Source organism: Nocardia sp. NPDC051052, assembly GCF_044456045.1.
GTDB lineage: Bacteria > Actinomycetota > Actinomycetes > Mycobacteriales > Mycobacteriaceae > Nocardia.
Window position 1 is genome coordinate 632,342 of record NZ_JBITFL010000006.1, and the last position, 23,350, is coordinate 655,691.

The following is a 23,350-nucleotide window of genomic DNA, read 5'->3' on the forward strand; positions in this document are numbered from 1 at the left end:
CCGACCGTGCCCGCCTCACCCCTGACCACCGCGCCGACCGACGCGTACGCCACGCCGCTCATCGACGCCGGTGCGCTCGTGCCAGGAACTCGGATCCTGATCAAAGATGAAACCCGTTACGCCTCAGGCAGTCACAAGGAACCGGCCGCCCGCGCGGTCGTCGCCCGTGCCCTGGCCGAGGGCTACCGGCGGGTCGTCATCGCGACGTGCGGCAACTACGGCCGCGCCATGGCCATGGCGTGCGCCGCGGCCGACATCGCCTGCACCGTCGTGCTGCCCACCGGATGGAGCGATGGCGGGACGTTCATGCGGGAGGCGGGCGCCGACGTGCACCTGGTTCCCGGCACCTATGAGGACGCCGTCGACGAATCCCGCATCCTCGCCCGCACCGAGGGTTCGATCGACGGAAACGTGGACGGTCCGTACGTGGACGCGGTGTTGGAGGGGCACGGTGTCGTCGTACACGCCCTGCGCGCCGCGCTCACCGAACCGCCTGCCGCACTCTGGATTCCGGTCGGCAACGGCACCACCATCATCGCGGTGCACCGACAGCTGCGCGCCATCGGCTGGTCGGTGCCGATCAACGGCGTCGGTTCCGCCGCCAACAATCCCGTGGTGACCAGCTGGCCCGGCGAATACCAGATGCTGCCCGCCGACGGCGTCGTCACCACCGATCACAATCAGCCGCTGGTCAATTGGCACGCACTGCAGGGTCCCGAGGCAATGGCCGCGGTGGCCGAGACCGGTGGCGCGGTGTTCGGGGCCGACGACACCGAACTGCTCGCGGCCCGGGATCTGCTGGCCGAGCACGGCGCCCGGCCGACGCCCTCCGGCGCCGTCGCCCTCGCCGGGCTGCTCGGCCATGCCCGAGATACGGCCCTCACCGGAACCCATGTCGTCCTGCTCAGCGGCCGCTGAGCTAAGTCGAGAAGGTCAGATGACCCACCCCGCCTCGGGCCTGCTGTTCGCGCGCGCCCGGACCACTGTTGCCGACGAGCGCGTTTTCCTCAGCAAACTGGTTTTACTCGCCGTGCTCGCCGCGCTCGGCGTGGTCCTCGCGCTGCGGCCGGAGCCGCTGGCGCTGATCGCCGGGGTGCTGCTGTTGGCGGCTATGTACACCCACGCCGTCGAATTGCAGCATCAAGCATTGCACCACTCCGCTTTTCGCGCCGCGTGGCCGCATCGACTGGTCGGCGTGCCCCTCGGCCTGCCGCTGTTCGTGGTGTACACCAACTATCGCGTCCGCCACCTACAGCACCATCGGTACCTCGGAACCCCAAGGGACACCGAGTTCTTCGGCTTCGATACCCGCAAGCCGCTCACCGTCGGGCTACTGCTGCGCGGCATGTTCGACTACGCGCGAATTGTCTTCGTCGTCCGCGACGTGCTGCGCGCCTCGACCGGGCGCTGGCGCTACGAACACGGCGACATCAGCGCGACCATGCGCCGCCGAGCCATCACCGAACATCAGATCCTAGGCGCGCTCCTCCTAGCCGTCATCGCCCTCGCGACAACCGGCCACCACGACCTCGTCCTGCGAATCTGGCTGCTCCCCTTGCTGTTCGCCGTACCGATGCACTTCCTCGTCGAACTCCCCGAACACCTCCTCTGCGACCCCGACACCACCGATGTCCTCCGCAACACCCGCTCCATCCGCGGTAGCCGCCTGAGCACCTGGTTCACCAACGGCAACAACCTGCACGTCGAACACCACGCCGCGATGTCGGTCCCCCTCAACCATTTACCCGCCCGCCACGACGAGGTCCGCCGGCGCGCACTCCACGTCGAACGCACCTACCTCGACTTCTACCGAACCCTGTGGCGAGCGATCCGTCGTTCCACAGTGCCGCCCTCGCCAGATCCCGCCGAAGACTACGGGACCAGCTCGGCTCCCGCCGACCCTGGTCGGTTGATGCGCACTGTGACCGATGCGGAGCCGTTGCCTTCGACGGTGACTATCCGCGCTCCGGGTGCCGACGTGACGGTGCCGCCGTCGGCGCGGACCTCGTAGCCGTTCGGGTAGTGCAGGTCGGAGACATAGATTTCGGTCGGGGCGGAAGTGGGTTTCGGGGTGTAGGTGTAGGCGAAATCGCCGGTGGCGGCGTCGAAGACGAGTCGGCCCGGGGTGCCCGCGGTAGCTCGAGGGTAGGTGCGGACCAGGTCGCGGCCGATGTCGCCGAGGAACGGGTCGGGTTTGGGGGCGCCCGGTCCGAAGATGGAGGCGTAGTGCCAGTATTGCCAGCCGATGAATCGTTCATCGGCTCGCAGCAGGGTGTTGCGTAGCACTGTTGCGTCGCCGTCGCCGAATTCGGTGACCAGCGTGGGGATTCCGGTTCGGTGGGTGAATGCGTCGATGTTGCCCCAGGTTTTGTCCTGCTGTACCGGGCAGAGCCCGCGTAGCTGTTCGGGGAGGCCGAGGTAGATCGCCAGTTGGCTCGGGATGCAGTAATCGTGCGGGGCGAAGACGATGTCGGGTGAGGTGATCGGCGGGTTCTTGCCGAGGTTCGACGGCATGGTCTCGTTCCAGGTCACGTTCGGCTCCCAGAACACCGGGATGCCGGCATTGCGGGCACGGACCGCGTCGGTCAGTTTCTGCATGGCCGCTTGATATTTGGTGTCGAAGCCGGGGCAGCCGTTCGGGAAGCAGGTGTGAAACGCCGAGCCGGGCCACGGCTCGTTCATCAGCTCGATGCCGAGCACACCGGCGCGTCCGTTCACCTTCGCGGAAAGCGCCGCGAGCGCCGTGCCGAGATAGTCGAGCACACCATTGCTGTTGTCCCACACCTCATCCCAGCCCCGATTCATGCTCGGCATCAGGTAGTACAGCGGGAAACCGGGATTGGGTTCCCAGACGGCCGGGCGCGATCGCAAAGACCATTCCGGGAATCCGTTGCCGCCCCAGATCTTCGACAGTCCGTCCTGATGGTTATCGAGCAAGGTGTAAATGCCGTGTGCCGCAAGCGTATCGATCACCGAGCCGATGCGATCGAGATAGGCCGCGTCGACGACACCGCGCGTCGGCATCAACCCGTCGAAACTCACACCGAGCCGCACGGTGTTGAACCCATGTCCCGCAAGCAGAGTCGCGTCCGCATCGGTCAACGTGAAGCCGTCGCCAGGTTCGATATACGGCGCCTGCTTATCGACGTTGTTGACCCCGTGCAGCAACACCTTGCGCCCCATCGCGTCGACGAGATAGCTCCCCTCGGCCTGAAGCCGGCTGATCGAAGCCCCCACCGGAGCAGACTGCGCCGGACCCGGAAGCGCAACCAGGCCCGCACACCCGATCACCGCCACCGCCGCCCCCACCGCCCATCGCCGCCCACGCGCCCGCACCCCGGCCATCGCCGTTCTCATGACTCCGCGCATTGGCATCTCCGCTCACGTGACCGATAACGCACTTGATGGTCACACGTCCAGTTCAAGCGAACATAGCCACAGCTACTCCCCAGTCGTCTGGGGACATCCCGGCCCGTTTAGGCTTGTTCCCCAAAAGCTTTCAGAAATGTCGCCGCCGCAGCATCGGCGATGACATGCAATTCGGCGTCGGGGACCTGGCGGGTGCCGACTCGCGATCGAGCGTCGATGCCGCCGGTGAGCAGCGCGGCGAATTGCATGGCCGCCAGTTCCGGATCATCGATCTGCAAGCTGCCCGCAAGCGAGAGCCGGGCAAGCCGGTCGGCGAGGGCCTGCGCGATCTGGCGCGAGACGTCGTCTACGACGTCGAGCAGATCGGGGAACTGCGGCGCCTCGGCGGCGATCAGCCGCCGCAGTGCGCGGGATTCCTCCTCGCAGTAGCACCTCGCCAGCCGGAATCCGACCTCCCGCACCACGGTAGGCAGGTCGCCCCCGTCATCCACCAATCGCGCGACGACCGCGAGGTTGGCCGCGAGAGCGGTGTCCGAAAGTGCCTGCACCACTTGCCGGAACAGCGTCTCTTTGTCTCCGAAGTGGTTGTAAACGGTGGCCTTCGCGACCTTCGCCTCAGCGGCAATCTCGTCCACTCGGGCCTGCGCGTATCCCGCACGAGCGAACACGGTGAACGCGGCGGCGAGCATGGCCTGCTGCTTGTCGATGCGGCCACGGGGCGTGGACGGCCGCTCGCGGGACGATTTCAGGGCCGCACTCATCCGCCCATCCTAAGACCGCCCTGCCGGGATTGGACACATGGTCCTGTTTATTTATACCCGTGAGTCTGACTAGACTCGCGGGTATAAATATCTGTACTTGTGAGTGCGTGAGGAGATCCCTGTGAAGACCGTGGTCATTACCGGCGGGACCGATGGAATGGGCAAGGCGCTCGCGCTGATCCACCTACGACGCGGCGACCAGGTTGTCGTCGTCGGCACCAACGCCAAGAAGGGGCAGGCGGTCCTGGATGCCGCCGACGAACTCGAGGCGGGCGGGCGCGCCGAGTTCATCCAGGCGGATCTGAGCCTGGTGGCCGAGAACCGGCGAGTGATCACCCAGATCGCCTCGACACATCAGACCGTGGACACCCTGGTGCTGGGTGCGCGATACTTCCGCGCGACACGATTCGTCACCGCAGAAGGCTTCGAAGCCAACTTCGCACTGTTCTATTTGAGTCGATACCTGCTCGGGCACGGCCTCGTGGCGCAGCTCGAGCAGACCAGCACGCCGGTAATCCTCGACCTATCCGGCCCCGGCGGCGACCTCTCCCGAATCCGCTGGGACGACCTGCAATTCGCACACGACTACCACCCCGACGAGGCTATGGGGCAGTGCGGGAAGCTCAGCGACCTACTCGCGGTCGCGTTCACGCGCCACTATCCCGACAGCCGCGTTCGATACGTTCTCCTGCACCCCGGCCTCACAGCGACCGCGTTCACCGGCGAATACGACACGGCAAGTGCCGAATTGGTGACCCGCATGCGAGAACGCGGCCAGCCGGTCGAAGCCGCCCTCGTCCGCATTCTGCGGCATCTCGACAACCCACCGCCCGGACCGCTGACCGCGTTCATGCAAGACAACCCGGTCGACGTACACGGCGAACCGTTCGATTCCGCAGCCGCCGACCGACTGTCCGAGCTCACGTCGAAACTGTTGCGTTGAGCCCTACGCCGATTCGCAGACTATTGGTCACGGGTCCAATTCATCTGAGTCGAATACAGGCGGTCAGAAACTGTGAAACCGACGCGGTCCATGGACCAAAATAAGAGCGAACACGACGTGAATACCGGTGATACACAGTCGGCCTTCGGTTTCCGTCGATGACATTTACCAGAAGTTTGCCCAATTTCTTATTGACAACTCATGGGATGTTTGTTTGCCTTGCTACACAATCGCTTCGGACCGCACGACGGTGACGGCATCAAGCACCACCACCTGCTAGACACGGTGACTCGCAGAACAAGATAGGACCCGATGCCAGCCCTGAGAAAGCGGTCACGACCGTCCGCACACGTCGATCCGGGTAATAGCGGAGCATGCTCGATACGTCTCGATGAATCGTCATGCCACCAGGTTGCGCACCGAGATCCGCTGTCCGCCGACGCATTGTTGGCGAACTTGCCCGCAATGAACGCCGCCGCCGATGTGCGCGAACTCGCCAAGTCGTTTCGGCAATTGGTGTGGCGTGCCCGCGAGGTGGAACTGCTGCAGGTACCCGACCGGCTCGCGGCAATGCGGGATGCCGGGATGTTCCTCTCGTCGCTGCAGCGGCACGGCGTCGAGCCGCTCGAGGCGGTGCCTGAGGCCACCGACACACTGCTGTCATGGGGGCTCTCGGTGGACATGGTCCCGCGCGACACGGTGCTGCACTACGGCGTCTGGAACCCGCGGGGCAAGCGTCAGCGCATGTTCCTCGGCGACCGTCAGGAGAACGTGCTGATCGATGCCGTCCGCGTCAGCACCCTGCTGATCGATGAAATCGCCCCGATGCTAGCGGGATCGGCCGAACTACGGCCGAGCGACGCCGCCTTCGGCGAGATCTGTCACGCGGCGGCGGACCAGTTGGAAACCCTGCCGGAGGTGATGAACGACGTCTATCGCAATGTCGACCCGGTCAAGTTCTATGCCGCCCAACTGGGTCCGTTCATGACGGACGTGACCGTCGCCGACCGCCAGTATTACGGCCCCGCACCCGTGCACGTCCCGCTCTACCTGATCGACCGCCTCGTGTGGTCCGCCGATCACGGCGACGCCGACCTCCGATGCTTTCAGAATGATCTCGTGAAATACGGCCTGCCCCAATGGCGCCGGTTGTTCGAGCTCACCGAGGGCTCCCCCTCGCTGATCACCCGGCTCGTCCGCGAATTCGACCGTCCCACCGGTCCCCCGGCCACCAGGGTCGCCGACGCGATGGACGGTGCGATCCGAATCATGAACGCGCTGCTCACTTTTCGCGGCAAACACAATCTCATGGCGGGCGGCGCCTACGCCGACACGTCCCGCTACGCGACCGCGTCGGCGGGCGTAAGCCCCGGCCTTCTCGACCACATCCTCACCCTCACCCGCGATGCCACCCACCACGCCCGCTCCCGTCGCACCGGCACCAGATCCTGAACGCGTTACTCGGCGTCCTCGTCCGCCCACCGCACGTGCTCCTGCTCCGCCCAGCTCTTCCTGACTTTCCCAGTGAGCATGCCGCGCATGGCTTCCGCGTCACGCAGCGCGTACATGAGGTGGCCGACGACGAGGATGCCGAAGGCCAGCGCGAACCAGTCGTGCATCAATGTCGCGCCGGTACGCCAGGCCAGGCGGGTCCAGTCCGGGAAGAACATGATCACGCCGGTGCCGAGGAGTACGAAGATCGAGCCGGCGCTCAACGCGGCGTTGAGTTTCTGGCCTGCGTTGAATTTGCCGACGTCTTCGCCGGACAGGCGGCGACCTTTGAAACGCAGCCACAACCAGTCGGCACGGGTGAAACGGTTGAGTCTCGACAGGTCGGAACGGTAAGCACGCGAAGCCAGACCGACAACGAGCGGCACCGGTAGCGCGAAACCGCAATAGACGTGGATGATTTCGACGATGTGACGGTTGCCGACCAGCACCGCGAGCGAACCGTTGTACAGGATCGCGGCGGTGAGGATGCAGATCACGACGAGCACACCGGTCAGCCAATGCACCCAGCGCTCGGCGCGGCTGAAGCGATGCAGGTCGCGCTCGGTCGGGTCAGCTGGTGGGATCATCGCTGCGCCCGTTCGACTGACCGACCCATCCGTCGATGGAGTAGCCCCGATGTTCCCAGTAGCCGGGAACGACGTCTTTGGTCAGCTCGATTCCGGAGAGCCACTTGCAGCTCTTGTAGCCGTACATGGGTGCCACGTACAGCCGAACCGGTCCGCCGTGATCGTGGGTGACCGGGGCGTCGAGCATTTCCAGCGCGACGAGCACGTCGGCGCGCCGGGCCTGCTCGAGCGTGAGGCTCTCGGAATAGGTGCCGTCGAAGGAGGTGAATCGCACCGCCTTCGCGGTACCGCTCACTCCGGCGTCGTCGAGTAGATCGACGAGCCGGACACCGCGCCAACGCACCTCGGGCACCCGCCACCCGGTGACGCATTGGAAGTCGCGCACCAGTTCCTGCTGCGGCATCGCCCGCAGATCGCCGAGCGTGTAGCTTTGCGGCGCGTCGACCAGGCCGGTGATGTCGAGCCGATAGTCGGACGCGTCGCGGTGCGGGACGCTGCTGGTGACGGAGTAGAAGCGAAAAGTGTTGCCCAGCGGGAAGAGTCCGACCAGGCCGGTCGGATCGCGGTTGCCGATCGGGCCGAGCACGGCCGAGAGCCCCTTCTGTATATATGTCCCGCCGAGCACGCCCGCGGCACCGGCGGCGAGCAGTCCGAACACCACCCGCCGCCCTACTGGCGCGCCGAGGCGCTCGGGATCGGGACTTTCCACTATGGGCACCTCTCCACTATCCACCGACTACCCTGGCAATGGACTGAGCGGCGCAACGAAAGGCAGCCTTATGCGCAGCCCCATTCTCGTCGCACTCGGCGTCATCATCGGACTCGCCGGACTCCTGTGGTCGTTGCAGGGCTTCGGCGTCGTCTCGGGCAGCCCGATGAGCGATACCGTCACCTGGTCGATCATCGGCCCGATCGTGCTGATCGCCGGGGTGCTGCTGGCCGTGTGGGGCTATAGAGGACGAGCTTCCCGCTAGCCATCTCTGGCCGAACATTCTTGCGCTACCAGCACATTCGGCCACTTCCCTGGCGAATTCGGCACTGGCGGTTGACGATGATTCAAGAGTGAGTGTACAGTCACTCACATGACAAAGCGCGGAGCGACCCTCTCCACCTCGGAGGTTCGACGGGACGCGGTTGTCGATGCGGCGATCACCGAGTTCGCACGCACCGGCTACCACGGCACGCCGATCAACAACGTGGCCGCGAAGGCGACGATCTCGCCCGCCTACGTCTTCAAGCTGTTCCCCGGCAAGATCGCCCTGTTCGTCGCGGCCATCGACCGCTGCTTCGAACTGGTCGAGCAGGCGCTGTCGGCCGGCGCGGCCCGCGCCGACGGTGCGAGCCCGGACGAGATCCTGTATGCGATGGGCGGCGCATATGCGCAGCTGATCGCGGACAAGAGCCTGCTGATGCTGCAGGTACACGCCCAGTCGGCGGCGGATATCCCGGAGGTCGCGGACGCGATGCGCCGAGGACTCGCCCGGGTGACGAACTTCGCCAAGACGCGTTCCGGCGCCGAAGACAGTGCCGTCCAACGTTTCATGGCCTACGGACAGCTCTGCCATCTCATCGTCACCCTCGAACTGGACAAACAGGATGGCGACTGGGCCGCGATACTCGCCGACGGCATGCGCCACCCCCACTAGATCTACCGAGCCCCGACCGCGGGGCGCTTTTTTCAGCCCACCGAGTGACTGACCAGTCACACACTAGGAGTTCCGATGAGCACGAAGCCGACCACCGCAGTCGAGATCGTCCTGCCCGGCCAGGTAGCGCCCGAAGGCCTGCAGGTCACCCAGCGTCAGCTGCCGCCCCTCGGACCCGGCCAGGCCCTGGTCCGTGTCGAAGCCTCCGGCGTCTCGTTCGCCGAGCAGCAGATGCGTCGCGGCAAGTACTACGACCAGCCGGCGTTCCCCTTCGTGCCCGGCTACGACCTGGTCGGGACGGTCACCGAGATCGGCGCCGCGGTCGATGCGGCATTGATCGGCCGTCGCGTCGCGGCGCTGACCAAGGTCGGCGGCTGGAGCAGCCACCTCGTGCTCGACGCCGCCGACCTCATCCCGGTGCCGTCGGCGCTCGATCCGGCGGAGGCGGAAACCTTTGTGGTGAACGGGATCACGGCGTGGCAGATGCTGCACCGGATCGCGAAGGTCGAGCGGGGCCAGACCATTTTCGTGCACGGCGCCAACGGCGGTGTCGGCTCGACCCTGGTTCAGCTGGCTCGGGCCGCCGGTATCCGGGTGATCGGCTCGGCCTCGGCGCGCAACGCGGGGGCGGTCGAGGCGCTCGGCGCCAGCCCGGTCGACTATCGCGGCGATGTGGCGCAACAGGTTCGGGCGCTGGCGCCGCAGGGTGTCGACGCGGTATTCGATCATGTCGGCGGCCCCGGCATCGTCGATTCGTTCGAGCTGCTCGCGCCGCACGGCACGCTGGTGGCCTACGGCACCGCCTCGACCAAGAACGACGAAGGCAACTCGCGACTGCCCGTGTTGAAGCTGTTCGGTCAGCTGATGCTGTGGAACACGCTGCCCAACAAGCGAAATGCGCACTTCTACAACATTTGGGCGGGCAAGCGGAACCTGACCCGCTTCCGCAACCACCTCGCCGAAGACCTCGGCAAGGTCCTCGACCTCGCCGCCAACGGCACGCTGCACGCCCAGGTGGCCGCCCGAATCCCGCTGAGTCAGGCAGCGGACGCGCTCACCCTCGCCGAATCCGGCACTGTCACCGGCAAAGTCGTGATCGTGCCCGACCCCCAGCTCTGAAACGCGGCCGATGCTCGGGCACCACGAAAGCCGCGCGAGCAGTGACTCGTCCGGCTTCGCGGCGTCTTCCCCAGTCGTTCTCCAGTCGAGTTGACCGCCTGGATGGGGGTCTACTTAGGTATGACTTCGGTACTTCGGAGCGCGGCACAATTCGCCGGTGCCGCCGTGATCGCTGTAGCGGCAACCATTTTCGTTGCCTTGCCCAGTCCCTTCGCGCAGCCGGTTGTGCCCGCTGGAGTCCCGGACCTCAACGCCCCCGAGGAGCTGGCTCGCGATATAGCCGTGCCATGGGGGCTGACGTTCCTGCCGGGAGGTGACGCACTGGTCGCGCAGCGCGATACCGGGGTGATCTTGCGGCTCACGCCGGGCGCCAAGCCCACGCAGGCTTATCGTGTCCCGGGTGTGGTGGCACGCGGCGAGGGCGGACTGCTCGGCATCACGGTGTCACCGAAGTACGCCGAAAACGGTTATGTCTATGCGTATTTCACTGCCAGCGGCGACAATCGAATCGTGCGATTTCGCCTCGACGGGCAGCCGGAGGTGATCTTCAAAGGAATCGCGAAGGCCACTATTCACAATGGCGGCCGCATCGCCTTCGGGCCCGACGGCATGCTCTATGTCGGAGTCGGCGACGCCGGACAGTCGAGTAGAGCGCAAGATCCGGCGAGTCCCAATGGGAAGATCCTCCGCCTGGACGCCGACGGGAAACCCGCGCCGGGAAACCCGACCCCGAATTCCCCGGTCTACACCCTCGGCCACCGTAACGTGCAGGGCCTGGCGTGGGATGCGACCGGACGCCTCTATGCGACCGAATTCGGTCAGGACACCTACGACGAGATCAATCTGATCCAGCCGAATCGCAACTACGGCTGGCCCGTCGTCGAGGGCAAAGGCGACACCCAGGGCGGCCGATACACCAATCCGCTGATCACCTGGCCCACCAGTGAGGCCTCACCCTCCGGCCTAGCGATCACCGCGAACACGTTGTACGTCGCGGCATTACGCGGCGAACGACTGTGGACGATCCCCCAGAAACCAGACGGCACCCTCGGCACCCCCTCGTCCCAACTACGTGACCGCTACGGCAGACTGCGCACCACACAGGTCGCACCGGACGGCGCCCTCTGGCTCACCACCTCCAACACCGACGGCCGCGGCGACGTCCGCCCCGGCGACGACCGAATCATCCGCTTCCCAGCCCACTGACCCCGTCGACGACCACCACCCGCACACCCCCTCTGTCAGCCGCTCACCGTTTCTGTGACCCGCACACCCGCTATACCTGATGTGCGGGTCACAGAAACGGTGAGCGGCCAAAACAAGCGGTGCGGATACGGTGAGCGGCCAGGAACAAGCAGTGCGGATCGGGAACCCCACAGGCCCAAAACGCCTACCGGACATGCTCACTCTTCCGAAGCGCTCGCGAACAGCACCACAGCCAGATGACCACGCTGGAACCCGACACCACGCACCTGACCGATAACTAAGGCCGGGGACCCCACCTCACGTGCCCAGCACTACTCCGGTCATCCCACGGACTAGTCGAAAACCCCGAGGCCAGTACACTCTCGGAGGTCTCTCGGTATACGAATCCGGATCAGTACACGCAGAGATCCCCGTCAAGGTGTACCGATCCGGGCAAGTGCTACTTAGGACTCTAAAGGTGGACAGTCCCAAGAAAGCTGAAGACCTGTCCACGTTTTCCCGTGAAGTAGTGCTGAGCGCGCCGCCTGCCGTACCCGGCTTTAGTCACCAGTCAGGCGCGCAACCTCCAGCTCCAGAGGTGGTCACCTGGCTGTGGTTGCGTCTCAAGCGCTTTGGACAAGAGAGGTCGGTCAGCGCCGGATGGGTCGTCAACAGACCCGCGAAAGCGTGCCCCCGCCGGTACCACTGAAAATCCGCACTCTTCCTCGGGATACGCACCCGGAATAGGGCCCTAAAGTCAGTGCGGGACCCGAGATAGGGTGCGGATTTGCGGGGGTCAGCATTCGACGACGGCTACGGCTAGGCCGCCTCGGGAGGTTTCCTTGTATTTGTCGAGCATGTCGGCGCCGGTGGCGCGCATGGTTTGGATTACCTGGTCCAGGGATACGTGGTGGATGCCGTCGCCGCGGATTGCCATGCGGGCGGCGGTGATTGCTTTGACGGCGGCGATGCCGTTGCGTTCGATGCAGGGGATTTGGACCAGGCCGCCGATGGGGTCGCAGGTGAGGCCGAGGTTGTGTTCCATGCCGATTTCGGCGGCGTTCTCGATCTGCTGTGGTGTGCCGCCGAGCACGGCGGCGAGTCCGGCGGCGGCCATGGCGCAGGCGGAGCCGACTTCGCCCTGGCAGCCGACTTCGGCGCCGGAGATCGAGGCGTTCTCCTTCATCAGTTGGCCGATGGCGCCTGCGGTCAGCAGGAATTCGACGACGCTGTCCTCGTTGCCGGTGATGAAACGCTGAATGTAGTGCAGCACAGCGGGAATGATGCCCGCGGCACCATTGGTGGGCGCGGTGACGACGCGGCCGCCCGCGGCGTTCTCCTCGTTGACCGCCATCGCGTACAGCGTGACCCACTCCATCGCGCGTAGCGGATCGTTCTCCTCGGCTTCGGTGGCGAGGCGCTCGAACAGTGTCGCGGCGCGGCGTCGCACCCGCAGGCTGCCCGGCAGCACCCCGCCCGTCGACATCCCGCGTTCGACGCAGCGCCGCATGACCTGCCAGATGTCGATCAGCTCCGCGCGCACCTGATCCGCACTGCGCCAGGACATTTCGTTGGCCAGCACCACCGAGCTGATCGACAGCCCGGTGGCGGCGGTGATCGCGAGCAGCTCATCGGCCGAACGGAACGGGTACGCGACCGCGGCCGGTGCCTCGACGGCGCGCCCGTCGATCTCCTCCTCGTCGAGGACGAAACCGCCACCGACCGAGAAGTATCGGCGCTCGAGCAGTACCCGCCCCGCCTCATCGCGCGCGCTGAACAACATCCCGTTGGTGTGGAACGCCAACCTCGTCAGCCCGAGCAGTTCGATGTCGCTGTCGACGCCGAACCCGATCGACTGCACGCCACCGAGATACAACCGGCCGGCGGCCCGCGCCGCGGCGACGGTAGCGGTCAGCGCGTCCGGATCGATGCTCTCCGGCTGCGCACCGGACAACCCGGCCACCACCGCATCGACCGTGCCGTGGCCGCGCCCGGTCGCGCCGAGCGAACCGTACAGCTGAACCCGGATCGCGGCCGTGCCGTGCAGCACGTCGGCGTCCTTCAGCCGCTCGACGAACGCGGCCGCGGCCCGCATCGGCCCGACCGTGTGCGAACTCGACGGCCCGATACCGACCCGGAACAGGTCGAAGACGCTGATCGTCACGCCGGGTTCCGCAGCCCGAGGTACAGCGGGAACCGCTGGGCCAGCGCGTCCACCCGCGCGGTCAGCGCCGCGGCGTTCGCACCACCGCACAGGGCTGTCGCGATGATGTCGGCGACCTCGGCGAACGCGGCGGTGTCGAAGCCGCGCGCGGCCAGCGCGGGCGTGCCGATCCGCAGCCCCGAGCTGATCATCGGCGGGCGCGGATCGAACGGAATCGCGTTGCGGTTCACCGTGATTCCCAAGGTCTGCAGCAGATCCTCGGCCTGCTTGCCGTCCAGTTCGGCATCGCGCAGATCGACAAGCACCAGGTGCACATCGGTGCCGCCGCTGACCACGCCGATGCCCGCGGCCCGGCAGTCCGGCGCCAGCAGCCGGTCGGCGAGCACGCGCGCGCCGATGAGCGTGCGCTCCTGCCGCTCGCGGAACGCCGGTTCGGCCGCCATCTTGAACGCGACCGCCTTCGCGGCGATGACATGCTCGAGCGGTCCGCCCTGCTGCCCGGGAAAGACCGCCGAATCCAGCTTCTTGCCCAAATCCGCTGTGGCGAGGATGAATCCACCGCGCGGGCCACCCAGCGTCTTGTGTGTGGTCGAGGTGACGACGTGCGCGTGCGGCACCGGCGAGGGATGCAGCCCGGCCGCGACCAGCCCGGCGAAGTGCGCCATATCGACCATCAGGTACGCACCGACTTCGTCGGCGATCCGCCGGAATTCGGCGAAGTCGAGGTGCCGAGGGTAGGCCGACCAGCCCGCGACGATCAGCTTCGGCCGATGCTCGCGGGCGAGCCGCGCCACCTCCGCCATGTCGACCAGCTGGTCGTCGGCCCGAACATGGTACGCCGCAACGTCATACAGCCGACCGGAGAAGTTGGCCTTCATACCATGCGTGAGGTGACCGCCGTGGTCCAGCGCCAACCCGAGGATGCGGTCACCGGCGCGCAGTAGCGCGTGCATCACCGCCGCGTTCGCCTGCGCCCCCGAATGTGGTTGCACGTTGACGTATTCGGCGCCGAACAGCGCGCGCAGCCGCTCGATGGCCAGCGTTTCGATCTCGTCGACGTACTCGCAGCCGCCGTAATAGCGGCGTCCGGGATAGCCCTCGGCGTACTTGTTGGTGAGCACTGTGCCCTGGGCCTGCATCACCGCGAGCGGCGCGTAGTTCTCCGAGGCGATCATTTCCAGTCCGCGCTGCTGGCGGTTGGTCTCCTGATCGACCAGAGCGGCGACGACCGGGTCGAATTCGCGCAGCGAGACGTCGAGTTCGGTGCGGAGGGCAGAGCCAGGATCAGCCATGGGGAGCCTTTCGTCGACGCGTATGCGCTGGGTGTGGCTCCTCCCGCTCTGTCCTAGGGCCTGAGAGATTCACGCGTTGCGCGTTTGCCCCGTCGGCGAGTGCGTGGTGCACTACTTTTCAGAGTTGCCTTATGCGCGGCGGTACTGGGCCTGAGAGATTCCCGGGAGGTGTTGCTCCTTCGGCTCTCCGTCACGTGGACGGAGATCTCCCGCTGCGTGTGCGGCGTATTCAGTTATTAGTTGAAGCCAGTTGTTGTTGCGCATAGCGCAACAACTGCGTGACACGCGACTCAGTATTGTCGGCGGCCGCGCGCGTTGTCAATGGCGAACGATACCCCAGCTGGTCAGCCGAAGTAGCCCAGCCGATGGCTGATTTCCGCGGCGCTCGCGATCGCCAGTTCCGCCGTCGGCGCGAAGCGCTCGGGACCCAGCCGATAGGACGGTCCCGAAACACTCAGTGCCGCAACCATCACCCCGCTGCTGTCGAAGACGGGGGCGGCGACGGCGTTCAGCCCGATCTCCAATTCCTCACGCACACTTGCCCATCCGCGCTCCCGGACCGTCACCAACTGCGCCGCGAGATCCGCGACCTTGGTCAGGGTGTTGGCGGTATACGCCTCCAACTTCGGGCCGACCTGCTTGCGCAGCGCCGCCGGTTCGAGACCGGACAGCAGCACCTTGCCGCTCGAGGTGGCGTGCGCCGGGCAACTCTGCCCGACCCAGGACCGCAGCGCGATCGAGCCGGTGCCTGCTGCCTCCACGATGTTGATGATCCGATTACCGTCCAGCACAGCGATATTCGTGGTCTCCCCCGTTTCGGCGGCCAGCGCGTTGCACGCGTCCTGGCTCTGCCCGACGAGATCGACCTGCGCGCTGGTGGATCCGGCCAGCCGGACGATGGAGAAGCCCAGCCGGTACTTGCCACGGTCGGAGAGTTGCTCGACGTAACCGCGCGATTCCAGCACGGCGATCAATCGGGAGACGGTAGATTTGTGCACACCGAGTTCGGCGGCGATCTCCGTGACACCGGCCTGGCCCAGCTTGGCGATGATCTCCATCACCAGCAGTGCGCGGTCGACCGACTGCACCGCAGCGGTCCGGCTCGTGTCCTCACCATCCTGTTTCGCCATGACGCCGTCATTCTAAGCCGAGGTGATCGCGATACCTCGAACGCGTCGCTGCACGGCCGCGATCTCGCGCAACGCGTCGTTGAGCAGGCTCCGATTCAACGGCGACAATTCCGGCATCAGCACGATGTCGCCCGGCCGATGCCCCGCGGCCAGTTGCTCAACCTGATGCACCATCCGCATGCACTGCAGCATGACGAACACCTCGGTGAGCACCGCGGCGTCGCGCTCGGCGATGACACCGGCGGACGCGGCGGCGGCCAACCGCACCGGCGTCGTCGCGGCGGTCACCCCGGCCGCCAGCCCGCCCCACCGGGCGAGGTTGACGATGGGGACCAGCGCGTGACTCTTCAGATCGAACGTGCCGCCGCGCCGGGACAGCACATCCCGCAGCGACCGCGCCCGCACCCGCCCGGACAACGCGTCGAGCAGCTGCAGGCGCAACGCGTTCGGATAGTCGGCCCGCATCCGGCCGAACGCGGCGGGCACCGCGTGCAGCGCGGGATCACCCCACACCACCCGCCCGTCGATCAGCAGTGACGACATGACCAATCCGCGATCGATCAGCGGATCGTCCAGCCAACGGGCCGCCGCCTTCATCCAATCCGACCGGGACCGGGCGAATTTCGGTTTCGCGGCGATCGCCCCGTTGCTGTCCGCGGGTAACCCACACGCATCCAGAATGGCGTGCGTCCGCTCGGCGATCGCACGCAGTTGGCCACTGGCGGTGGACAATTCGTCGGCCCAGGACAGCGCGCTGTCCACGTCCGAGGACGGCATCGCCTCGCGCCTGGCGATACTGCCGAGCGTCAACCACGCGAACCCGACACTAGGCGCGTCGGCGGATTCGGCGAGCGCCAATTCGAGGGCTTTGCGGATCACCGAGTCGATGACGACGGAGAGAATGCCGCTCGTCGCCGACGCCTTGGTCCCGTTGCGGAACAGATCGACCGTCGTGCCCGGAATGTCGCGAGCGGCTCGCTGCAGCTGGGTCGCGTCCGTTGCCGCACCGATCGCACGGCGCAGCACGAAGCTCTGCCGCGCCGAGGCCGCCAGCAGCTCCGAGTCGTCGAGCACGCCCAGTACCTCGCCTCGCCGGGAGACCACCGGCATGTGCCGCAGCCCGGCCTCCAGCATCTCCATCAGCACGGTCTCGGCGGGCAGGTCCGCGCTCACCCGCCGGGCCGGCGCGCTCATCGCCTGCGCGATCGGCACGTCCACCGACAGTCCGGCCGCCACCACCTTGACCCGCAGGTCCTGGTCGGTGAAGATGCCGAAGTCGCCGTCGGGCAACCGGATCAGCACCGACGAGGCGTGCCGCTCGGTCATCCGGATCACCGCGTCGCGGACGCTGGTGTCCGGTGTCACGAAAACCGCGGCCGCCGTGACGAGTTCACCCGCCGGACGGGCGCCGAGCACCTGCGCCATCGGGGTTCGGTTGCCGGACACCGTCTTCCACGCCGACGACGCAAGAAACGCCAGCCCATCCGGTTGCGCGAACTGCGCGCGGACGAGCGCGCCGGGCAATCGGATCAGCACGCTGGTTTCGGCTGCCAGCGCGACGAATTCGGCGCTGCCGCCGGTCAGCAACGGCACATAGCCGAAGATTCCACCGGCCTCGATCGTATCGATCGTGCGACCGTCGTCGGACTGCGGCGACGTGGCGGCGTCAGGACCGCTGCGACGCAGGATGACTCGGCCGGACCGCACCATCCAGATGTCCTCGGGCACCTGCGTCGAGTAGTCGCTGATCACCGTGCCCGCCGCGAAGTCGTGCAGCGACGACGCCGCGGCGAGGCGGTGGAGCTCGGCGGTCGGCATCGACTGGAACGGTGCGTGCCCGCCGAGGACCGCCGCTAGTTCGCCCTCCGCAGGCATCTCCCGCTCACGTGGTCCGCAGGAGATCCGCGCATTTCTCCGCCATGGCCATGACAGTAATGTTCGGGTTCACCGCGGGCAATTTCGGCATCGCGGACGCGTCGACCACCCGCAGCCGCGACACCCCCTTCACCCGCAGCTCGGGATCGAGCACCGCCATCGGGTCGTCGACCGCGCCCATCCGCGCTGTGGCGGCCGGGTGGTAGACGGTGTTGTGGGTGGCGTGGATATAGCTGATCAGCTCGTCGTCGGTTGTCGCGTCCGGTCCCGGCGCGAGTTCGGCGGCGATCCACTCGCGCAGCGGCGCCTGCTCGGCGATCTTGCGGGCCAGCCGGACGCCGGCGAGCATGACCCGCTCGTCGTGCCCGTCCGGGTCGGTGAAGTACCGGGGGTCGACCTTCGGCCGGTCCCGGAAGTCGCGACTGCGCAACCGGATCGTGCCGCGCGAGCGCCCCTGCGTGACGTTTGGTGTCAGGCAGAAGCCGTTGTCGGTGGTCGGGTAGCCGCGGCGCAGGGTGTTCATGTCGAACGGCACGCTGCCGTAGTGCATCATCACGTCCGGCACGCGCAACGCGTCGTCGGTCGTGGCGAACAGGCCGATCTCCCACCACTGCGTCGAGGTCCGCACCATGGGCCGGGCAGCGTCCCAGAACACCAGCCCTTCCACGTGGTCGTCCAGGTTGGCTCCCACGCCAGGTGCGTCGACCAGCACCGGAATGCCGATCTCGCGCAGATGGTCGGCGGGCCCGATCCCGGACAGCATCAACAACTTCGGCGTATCGATGGCACCGGCGGTGACGATGACCTCCCGCCGCGCCGAGGCCGTGTCATAGCCGATGCCATCGGGACGTTGATACCGCACACCGGTCGCGCCGCGCGCCTCGTCGAACAGGATCTCGCTGACCCAGCAGTCGGTGCGCACCTCGAGATTCGGGCGCGAATCCAGCACCGGGTGCAGGTAGGCATGCGATGTCGACATGCGCGTGCCGTCTTCGGCCGCGTTGATCTGGAACCAGCCCGCACCGTTGCGCACGGTGGCACCTCGGTTGAACTGCACCGTCGGCAATCCGACCGCCGCTGCCGCCGCGAGTACCGCGACGCCGCACGGGTCGTCCGGCGGCACGTCGCGCAGCCGGACCGGGCCGCGGCGACTGTGCTGATCGCCGGGCGCGTCGTTGTTCTCCAGCCGGGTGACGTAGGGCAGCACGTCGGCCGCGCCCCAGCCCTTGGCGCCCAGCGCGGCCCACTCGTCCAGATTCTCCGCGGGCGGCCAGAACGCGATACACGAGTTGTGCGAGGAACATCCGCCGAGCACCTTCGCGCGGGCATGGCGCAGATAGCTGTTCCCGCGTTCCTGCGGTTCGACCGGATAGTCCCAGTCGTAGCCCGAGTCGAGCAGATGCATCCACTGCGCGAGTTCGAGGATGGCGCGATCGCCCACATCGGACGGGCCGGCCTCCAGCAGGCACACCGAGACGTCCGGATCCTCGCTGAGCCGGGCGGCGAGCACACACCCGGCCGTCCCGCCGCCCGCGATCACATAGTCGAACACCGTGTCAGACATTGCCGCGCACCTCCACTGCGTGTGATGCCAGAGTGCCGATTCGCTTGCGTCCCTTGATCCCATACCAGGCGAGCCCGGCGCCGAGGATCACGCCGATGTAGACGAACGCGCCCCAGGTGTTGTACCAGGGTGTGCCGTAGACGGATTCGCGCGGCCAGGCCAGGTTGGTCGCCATCCCGACGCCCCACACCACGGCGATGATGTTGACGAGCATCCCCCAGCGACCCATGGTGAAATAGCCGCCCGCCGCAAGCTCTTTCGGCGGCCACTGACCCTGGAACCGCTTCTTCAGCATCGGCCCGGTCACCATCAGGTAGGCCAGGTAGATCATGATGATCGCGATCGAGGTGAGCACCGTGAAGATCTTCGGCTGGCCGATATTGATCACCAGGATCAGCGCGGCGAGCACGCCGATCAGGATGGCGGGCACCACCGGCGTCTGGGTCTTGGGGTGCACCCGAGCGAGCTTCTCGCCGAAGGGCAGCGCGTTGTCGCGGGCCATCGCGAAGGTCAGCCGGATGGCGGCGGTGTGCACGGCGAGCGAACACACCGTCACCGCGATCACAATGCAGCACAGGAAGATCCTGCCGAGCGGACCCCACATCACCTGTTCGACAATGTATTGCAGGCCACCGCTCGAGCTGCCGATCTGCGGATCGTCGAGGTCCGGTGCCGCCATCACCGCGAAGACCAGGATCGCGCCGCCGATGACGAACGACGCGAGCACGGCACGCAGGATGGCCTTGGGCGCGGTGCGCCGCGGCTCCACCGTCTCCTCGCCGAGCGAGCTCGCTGTGTCGAAGCCGTACATCACGTAGCCGGAGGCGAGTGAGGCCACCAGGAACGCGCCGAGGTAGCCGCCGGACTCGCCCGCACCGTAGCCGCGGGTGGAGAAGAACACCTGCGGACCGCGAGTCGCGTTGGCCGCCAGGATGATCGCGATCAGTACGGCGGCGATGAGCTCGATGAAGACACCGGCACTGTTGATCATCGACATCAGCCGGACGCCGAGCGCGTTGATCGTGGTGGTGAAGACGATCATGATCGTGCCGAGCAGCACCGCGTTGGTGGCGTAGTCGTATTCGCCGCTGCCGTCGCCGACGATCTGGAAGCCGCTCCACAACCGGGGCAGGTTCAGCTGGAGCGCGAGCACGACCGCGGCCAGCGTCACGATCGAGGCGGTCAGCATCAACCAGCCCGACGACCAGCCGACGATTCTGCTGCCGAGCGATTTGGACCAGTTGTATACCGACCCGGCCACCGGATAGCGCGCCGCGAGCTCCATGAAACACAGTGCGACGGCCAACTGTCCGACGAAAACGATCGGCCACGACCACAGATACGCGGGACCCGCACTGTGGAAACCGAAATAGAACAGCTGGAACGTGCCGGTGAGGATCGAGATATAGCTGACCCCCGCCGCGAAGCTGGCGAATTTTCCGATACTGCGGTCGAGGGATTCCTTATAGCCGAAATCCTCCATTCCGCTGTCGTCGGACACTCCATGTTCTTTGACCACCATTGCTAACCGTGCCTTCCGCGGGCGGCCGTACGGGCTGTCCGGCCGAGATTGTGTAACCAACGATCAGACGCCCTTGAACCACTCCGCCGGCTTAGGTGCCGTGTTGTGCCAAATGTGTTTGATTTCCTGATATTCGGCCAGGCCGGTCGGGCCGAGTTCGCGTCCGTTACCGGACTTCTTGAACCCGCCCCATTCCGCACCGGCGGTGTAATAGCCGAAGTCGTTGAGCCATACCGTGCCGTGCCGCAGCGCGCGCACCACCCGCTCGCCGCGGGCCGAATCCGAGGTGCGCACGCCGGCGGCGAGGCCGTACTCGGTGTCGTTGCCGAGCCGGATCGCCTCGGCCTCGGTGCTGAATCGCTCCACCGTGAGGATCGGGCCGAAGGTCTCCTCCTGCACGATGCGCATCGTTCGGTCGCATCTGTCGAAAATCGTTGGCAGGTAGTAACTTCCGTCCCGCAAGGCGGGGTCGCTCGGCCGGGTGCCGCCGGTTACCAGTTTCGCGCCCTCCGAGATACCCAGCGCGACATAGGCTTCCACCTTCGCGCGGTGTTCCTCGGAGACCATGGGGCCGGTCTCGCTTGCCGGGTCGAGGCCGGGGCCGACCCGGATCCGTTCGGCGCGGCTCGCCAGCTCGGCCACGAAATCCTCGGCGATGGATTCCTCGACGATCAGCCGGGTGCCCGCCGAGCAGACCTGACCGGAGTGCAGGAACACGCCGGTCAGCACGTGGTCGACGGCGCTTTCCCAGTCGGCGTCGGCGAACACGATGTGCGGGTTCTTGCCGCCGAGCTCCACCGCCACCTTGGTGACGTGCTCGGCGGCGACCCTGCTGATGGTCCGGCCGGTGGCCAGGCCGCCGGTGAACGAGATGAAGTCGACGTCGGGGTTGTCGGTGAGCGCCGTACCGAGCACCGCGCCGCTGCCCTGCACCAGGTTGAGCACCCCGGCGGGCACCCCCGCCTCCTCGGCGAGCCGCGCGAACTCGATCGTGGTCAGCGGCGTCACCTCGCTCGGCTTGAGCACCATGGTGCAGCCGGCGGCCAGCGCGGGCGCCACCTTCCACGACATCTGCAGCAGCGGATAATTCCACGGCGCGATGAGCACGCACACCCCGATCGGCTCATGCACCACCCGGCTGATCACCGCCGGGTCGCCCACATCGATCAGCCGGTCCGCCTGCACCGCAACGGCGTTCGCGTAATAGCGGAAGACCGAGATCACATCGTCGATGTCTATCTCGCTCTCCACCAACGTCTTTCCGGTGTCCGCCGTCTCCAGCCTGGCCAGCCGGTCCTTGTCGCGGGCCAGCAGGTCGGCGATCCGGAGCAGCAATGCCGACCGCTCGGCGACCGGCGTCGCAGCCCAGCTCCCCTCGTCGAAGGTCGTGCGCGCGACGGCAACGGCGGCGCGCGCGTCGTCCGGCGTTGCCTCGTCCACCGTCGCCACGACCGCACCATGGGCCGGGTCGATGATCTGCCGCACCCCGCCGTCCGCGGCATGCGTCCATCGACCGCCGATGAGCAGATCCGGATCACCATTCATCACACGTCACCTCACGTCACCGATACGACAGGACAACCACTCGTGGAACTCCGCGATGTGATGCTCGGCGGGCACCAGCACCCCGCCCTTACGGTAGGCGCGCGACGACATTGTGGGTTGCGTTCGCTCGCATGCCGCGAAATCCTGCTCGTTCACCCGGTGGAACAATTCGACAGAACGGGACACATCTCGTCCCGCGGCGACCACATCCTTGGTGTACAACCAATCACACTCGACGATAGTGCGGTCCGCGGACACGGGGAACATCCGGTGGAAAATAATGTGGTCCGGGACCAGATTGACGAAAACCGTCGGCCGGATCGTGATGGCGAAGTAGCGACGGTCCTGTTCCGGAGTAACCCCCGGCAGCCGATCGAAACCCGGCGAACCGTCGACGGTGAACCCGGCGATATCGGCGCCGAATTCCGCACCGTGGCCGACGAACACCTGCGCGGCCAGGCCCTGGGCGAATTCGGGCAATACCTCGGTGAGCTCGGGATGGATGGTCGCGCAGTGGTAGCACTCCATGAAGTTCTCCACGATGAGCTTCCAGTTCGCGGCGACGTCGTAGACGACTCGGCGGCCCACCTCGAGGGTGTCGATCTCGTAGGCGTCGATCGCGGCCGGCTCGCCGAGGCGTTCGGTGACCGCGCCCATCACCTCGCGCTCGAAGACCGGGGGCTCGTCGGCCAGGCAGACCCAGGCGTAGCCGAGCCACTCCCGCAGGGCGACCGGGACCAGGCCGTAGGCGACCCGATCGATGTCTGCGCCGGTGGCGTCCTTCAGCGCGGCCATATTGGGTGCGGCGAGCAACTTGCCGTCGAGTCCGTAGGTCCAGGCGTGGTACGGGCATTGCAGGTTGCGGCGCACCTGGCCCTGATCCTCGGTGCACAGCATCGCGCCGCGGTGGCGGCAGATGTTCAGGAAGGCGCGCAACGCACCGTCGCGGCCGCGCACGATCAGCACGCTTTCGCGGCCGACCTGCACCCGTTTGAACTGACCGGCCTGGGCGAGATCACCGGTTCTGATGGCGCAGAACCACATTCGCTCGAAGAGCTGTTCCTGTTCGGCCGCGAAGATTCGTTCGTCGACGTACCACTTGCCACCGAGGGTTGGGATCAAAGCCGGTGACGTCACCGGCATGTCCGCCGTCGCCC

General features: G+C 66.6%; 19 protein-coding genes, 1 pseudogene and 1 riboswitch. Of the genes and pseudogenes, 8 read left to right on the forward strand and 12 right to left on the reverse strand.

Translation table 11 applies throughout. From position 1 onward, the window contains the following. Positions 1-6: 6 nt before the first annotated feature. Entirely contained in the window at positions 7-918 is a 912-nt protein-coding gene (locus ACIBCN_RS24165; RefSeq protein ID WP_396993880.1) for a pyridoxal-phosphate dependent enzyme, read from the forward strand. Positions 919-937: 19 nt separating this feature from the next. Next, positions 938-1,783, forward strand: a pseudogene (locus ACIBCN_RS24170) (fatty acid desaturase family protein); the annotation flags it as partial. Between the two features lie 89 nt (positions 1,784-1,872). Here ACIBCN_RS24170 and ACIBCN_RS24175 read toward each other — a convergent pair. After that, a complete protein-coding gene (locus ACIBCN_RS24175) occupies positions 1,873-3,357 on the reverse strand; it encodes a cellulase family glycosylhydrolase (RefSeq protein WP_396993881.1) in 1,485 nt (494 codons plus the stop codon). A gap of 119 nt (positions 3,358-3,476) precedes the next feature. Next, positions 3,477-4,130 carry a TetR/AcrR family transcriptional regulator gene (locus ACIBCN_RS24180; protein WP_396993882.1) on the reverse strand — a complete coding sequence of 218 codons (654 nt, stop codon included), beginning with the start codon at positions 4,128-4,130 and terminating at the stop codon, positions 3,477-3,479. Positions 4,131-4,251: 121 nt separating this feature from the next. Here ACIBCN_RS24180 and ACIBCN_RS24185 point away from each other — a divergent pair, with 121 nt between their 5' ends. Together ACIBCN_RS24185 and ACIBCN_RS24190 are read left to right on the forward strand one after the other, a co-directional pair. Continuing rightward, positions 4,252-5,073, forward strand: coding sequence for an SDR family NAD(P)-dependent oxidoreductase (locus ACIBCN_RS24185; RefSeq protein WP_396993883.1), 822 nt, complete (start codon positions 4,252-4,254; stop codon positions 5,071-5,073). 465 nt (positions 5,074-5,538) lie between these two features. Beyond that, on the forward strand, positions 5,539-6,525 hold the full coding sequence (locus ACIBCN_RS24190; RefSeq protein ID WP_396993884.1) for a monodechloroaminopyrrolnitrin synthase PrnB family protein: 987 nt from the start codon (positions 5,539-5,541) through the stop codon (positions 6,523-6,525). Positions 6,526-6,530: 5 nt separating this feature from the next. Here ACIBCN_RS24190 and ACIBCN_RS24195 read toward each other — a convergent pair whose 3' ends face one another. Then, the gene (locus ACIBCN_RS24195) at positions 6,531-7,151 is read right to left on the reverse strand and encodes a cytochrome b/b6 domain-containing protein (protein WP_396993885.1); all 621 of its coding nucleotides are present in this window, start codon (positions 7,149-7,151) and stop codon (positions 6,531-6,533) included. Next, the gene (locus ACIBCN_RS24200) at positions 7,135-7,860 is read right to left on the reverse strand and encodes a molybdopterin-dependent oxidoreductase (RefSeq protein WP_396993886.1); all 726 of its coding nucleotides are present in this window, start codon (positions 7,858-7,860) and stop codon (positions 7,135-7,137) included. Before ACIBCN_RS24200 ends, ACIBCN_RS24195 begins: the two co-directional genes overlap by 17 nt. A 70-nt stretch (positions 7,861-7,930) precedes the next feature. Here ACIBCN_RS24200 and ACIBCN_RS24205 point away from each other — a divergent pair, with 70 nt between their 5' ends. The 4 genes from ACIBCN_RS24205 (at position 7,931) to ACIBCN_RS24220 (ending at position 11,122) form a co-directional block, all read left to right on the forward strand. Then, positions 7,931-8,125: a hypothetical protein gene (locus tag ACIBCN_RS24205; protein ID WP_396993887.1), complete on the forward strand. Its 195-nt coding sequence runs from the start codon at positions 7,931-7,933 to the stop codon at positions 8,123-8,125. A 108-nt stretch (positions 8,126-8,233) separates the two neighbouring features. Next, positions 8,234-8,797, forward strand: a complete 564-nt coding sequence (locus ACIBCN_RS24210; protein ID WP_396993888.1) for a TetR/AcrR family transcriptional regulator — start codon at positions 8,234-8,236, stop codon at positions 8,795-8,797. A 75-nt stretch (positions 8,798-8,872) separates the two neighbouring features. Beyond that, the gene (locus ACIBCN_RS24215) at positions 8,873-9,916 is read left to right on the forward strand and encodes a medium chain dehydrogenase/reductase family protein (RefSeq protein ID WP_396993889.1); all 1,044 of its coding nucleotides are present in this window, start codon (positions 8,873-8,875) and stop codon (positions 9,914-9,916) included. Positions 9,917-10,036: 120 nt separating this feature from the next. Next, positions 10,037-11,122, forward strand: a complete 1,086-nt coding sequence (locus ACIBCN_RS24220) for a PQQ-dependent sugar dehydrogenase (protein ID WP_396993890.1) — start codon at positions 10,037-10,039, stop codon at positions 11,120-11,122. Positions 11,123-11,897: 775 nt separating this feature from the next. Here the strand turns inward: ACIBCN_RS24220 and ACIBCN_RS24225 are convergent. From ACIBCN_RS24225 to ACIBCN_RS24260, 8 genes are all read right to left on the reverse strand, one after another. Next, positions 11,898-13,265 carry an L-serine ammonia-lyase gene (locus tag ACIBCN_RS24225; RefSeq protein ID WP_396993891.1) on the reverse strand — a complete coding sequence of 456 codons (1,368 nt, stop codon included), beginning with the start codon at positions 13,263-13,265 and terminating at the stop codon, positions 11,898-11,900. Next, positions 13,262-14,557 (reverse strand): serine hydroxymethyltransferase, encoded by a 1,296-nt coding sequence (gene glyA / locus ACIBCN_RS24230; protein WP_396993892.1) that lies wholly within the window; start codon positions 14,555-14,557, stop codon positions 13,262-13,264. Before glyA ends, ACIBCN_RS24225 begins: the two co-directional genes overlap by 4 nt. A gap of 38 nt (positions 14,558-14,595) precedes the next feature. After that, positions 14,596-14,689, reverse strand: a riboswitch (glycine riboswitch). A gap of 212 nt (positions 14,690-14,901) precedes the next feature. Continuing rightward, entirely contained in the window at positions 14,902-15,687 is a 786-nt protein-coding gene (locus ACIBCN_RS24235) for an IclR family transcriptional regulator (protein ID WP_396993893.1), read from the reverse strand. Positions 15,688-15,699: 12 nt separating this feature from the next. Next, positions 15,700-17,562 carry a putative nucleotidyltransferase substrate binding domain-containing protein gene (locus ACIBCN_RS24240; protein WP_396993894.1) on the reverse strand — a complete coding sequence of 621 codons (1,863 nt, stop codon included), beginning with the start codon at positions 17,560-17,562 and terminating at the stop codon, positions 15,700-15,702. A 7-nt stretch (positions 17,563-17,569) separates the two neighbouring features. After that, entirely contained in the window at positions 17,570-19,126 is a 1,557-nt protein-coding gene (locus ACIBCN_RS24245) for a GMC family oxidoreductase (RefSeq protein ID WP_396993895.1), read from the reverse strand. Next, positions 19,119-20,648: an APC family permease gene (locus ACIBCN_RS24250; RefSeq protein WP_396993896.1), complete on the reverse strand. Its 1,530-nt coding sequence runs from the start codon at positions 20,646-20,648 to the stop codon at positions 19,119-19,121. The genes ACIBCN_RS24245 and ACIBCN_RS24250 overlap by 8 nt, the downstream gene beginning before the upstream one ends. A 63-nt stretch (positions 20,649-20,711) precedes the next feature. Next, positions 20,712-22,193 (reverse strand): aldehyde dehydrogenase family protein, encoded by a 1,482-nt coding sequence (locus tag ACIBCN_RS24255; RefSeq protein ID WP_396993897.1) that lies wholly within the window; start codon positions 22,191-22,193, stop codon positions 20,712-20,714. A 6-nt stretch (positions 22,194-22,199) separates the two neighbouring features. Beyond that, positions 22,200-23,336, reverse strand: coding sequence for an aromatic ring-hydroxylating dioxygenase subunit alpha (locus tag ACIBCN_RS24260; RefSeq protein ID WP_396993898.1), 1,137 nt, complete (start codon positions 23,334-23,336; stop codon positions 22,200-22,202). Positions 23,337-23,350 lie beyond the last annotated feature (14 nt).

Coding starts and splice junctions, on each gene's coding strand:
- glyA (WP_396993892.1), bottom strand. CDS start 14,557: ATGGCTGATCCTGGCTCTGCCCTCCGCACCGAACTCGACGTCTCGCTG.
- ACIBCN_RS24255 (WP_396993897.1), bottom strand. CDS start 22,193: ATGAATGGTGATCCGGATCTGCTCATCGGCGGTCGATGGACGCATGCC.
- ACIBCN_RS24205 (WP_396993887.1), top strand. CDS start 7,931: ATGCGCAGCCCCATTCTCGTCGCACTCGGCGTCATCATCGGACTCGCC.
- ACIBCN_RS24215 (WP_396993889.1), top strand. CDS start 8,873: ATGAGCACGAAGCCGACCACCGCAGTCGAGATCGTCCTGCCCGGCCAG.
- ACIBCN_RS24235 (WP_396993893.1), bottom strand. CDS start 15,687: ATGGCGAAACAGGATGGTGAGGACACGAGCCGGACCGCTGCGGTGCAG.
- ACIBCN_RS24210 (WP_396993888.1), top strand. CDS start 8,234: ATGACAAAGCGCGGAGCGACCCTCTCCACCTCGGAGGTTCGACGGGAC.
- ACIBCN_RS24180 (WP_396993882.1), bottom strand. CDS start 4,130: ATGAGTGCGGCCCTGAAATCGTCCCGCGAGCGGCCGTCCACGCCCCGT.
- ACIBCN_RS24245 (WP_396993895.1), bottom strand. CDS start 19,126: ATGTCTGACACGGTGTTCGACTATGTGATCGCGGGCGGCGGGACGGCC.
- ACIBCN_RS24190 (WP_396993884.1), top strand. CDS start 5,539: ATGAACGCCGCCGCCGATGTGCGCGAACTCGCCAAGTCGTTTCGGCAA.
- ACIBCN_RS24175 (WP_396993881.1), bottom strand. CDS start 3,357: ATGAGAACGGCGATGGCCGGGGTGCGGGCGCGTGGGCGGCGATGGGCG.
- ACIBCN_RS24260 (WP_396993898.1), bottom strand. CDS start 23,336: ATGCCGGTGACGTCACCGGCTTTGATCCCAACCCTCGGTGGCAAGTGG.
- ACIBCN_RS24195 (WP_396993885.1), bottom strand. CDS start 7,151: ATGATCCCACCAGCTGACCCGACCGAGCGCGACCTGCATCGCTTCAGC.
- ACIBCN_RS24250 (WP_396993896.1), bottom strand. CDS start 20,648: ATGGTGGTCAAAGAACATGGAGTGTCCGACGACAGCGGAATGGAGGAT.
- ACIBCN_RS24220 (WP_396993890.1), top strand. CDS start 10,037: ATGACTTCGGTACTTCGGAGCGCGGCACAATTCGCCGGTGCCGCCGTG.
- ACIBCN_RS24240 (WP_396993894.1), bottom strand. CDS start 17,562: ATGCCTGCGGAGGGCGAACTAGCGGCGGTCCTCGGCGGGCACGCACCG.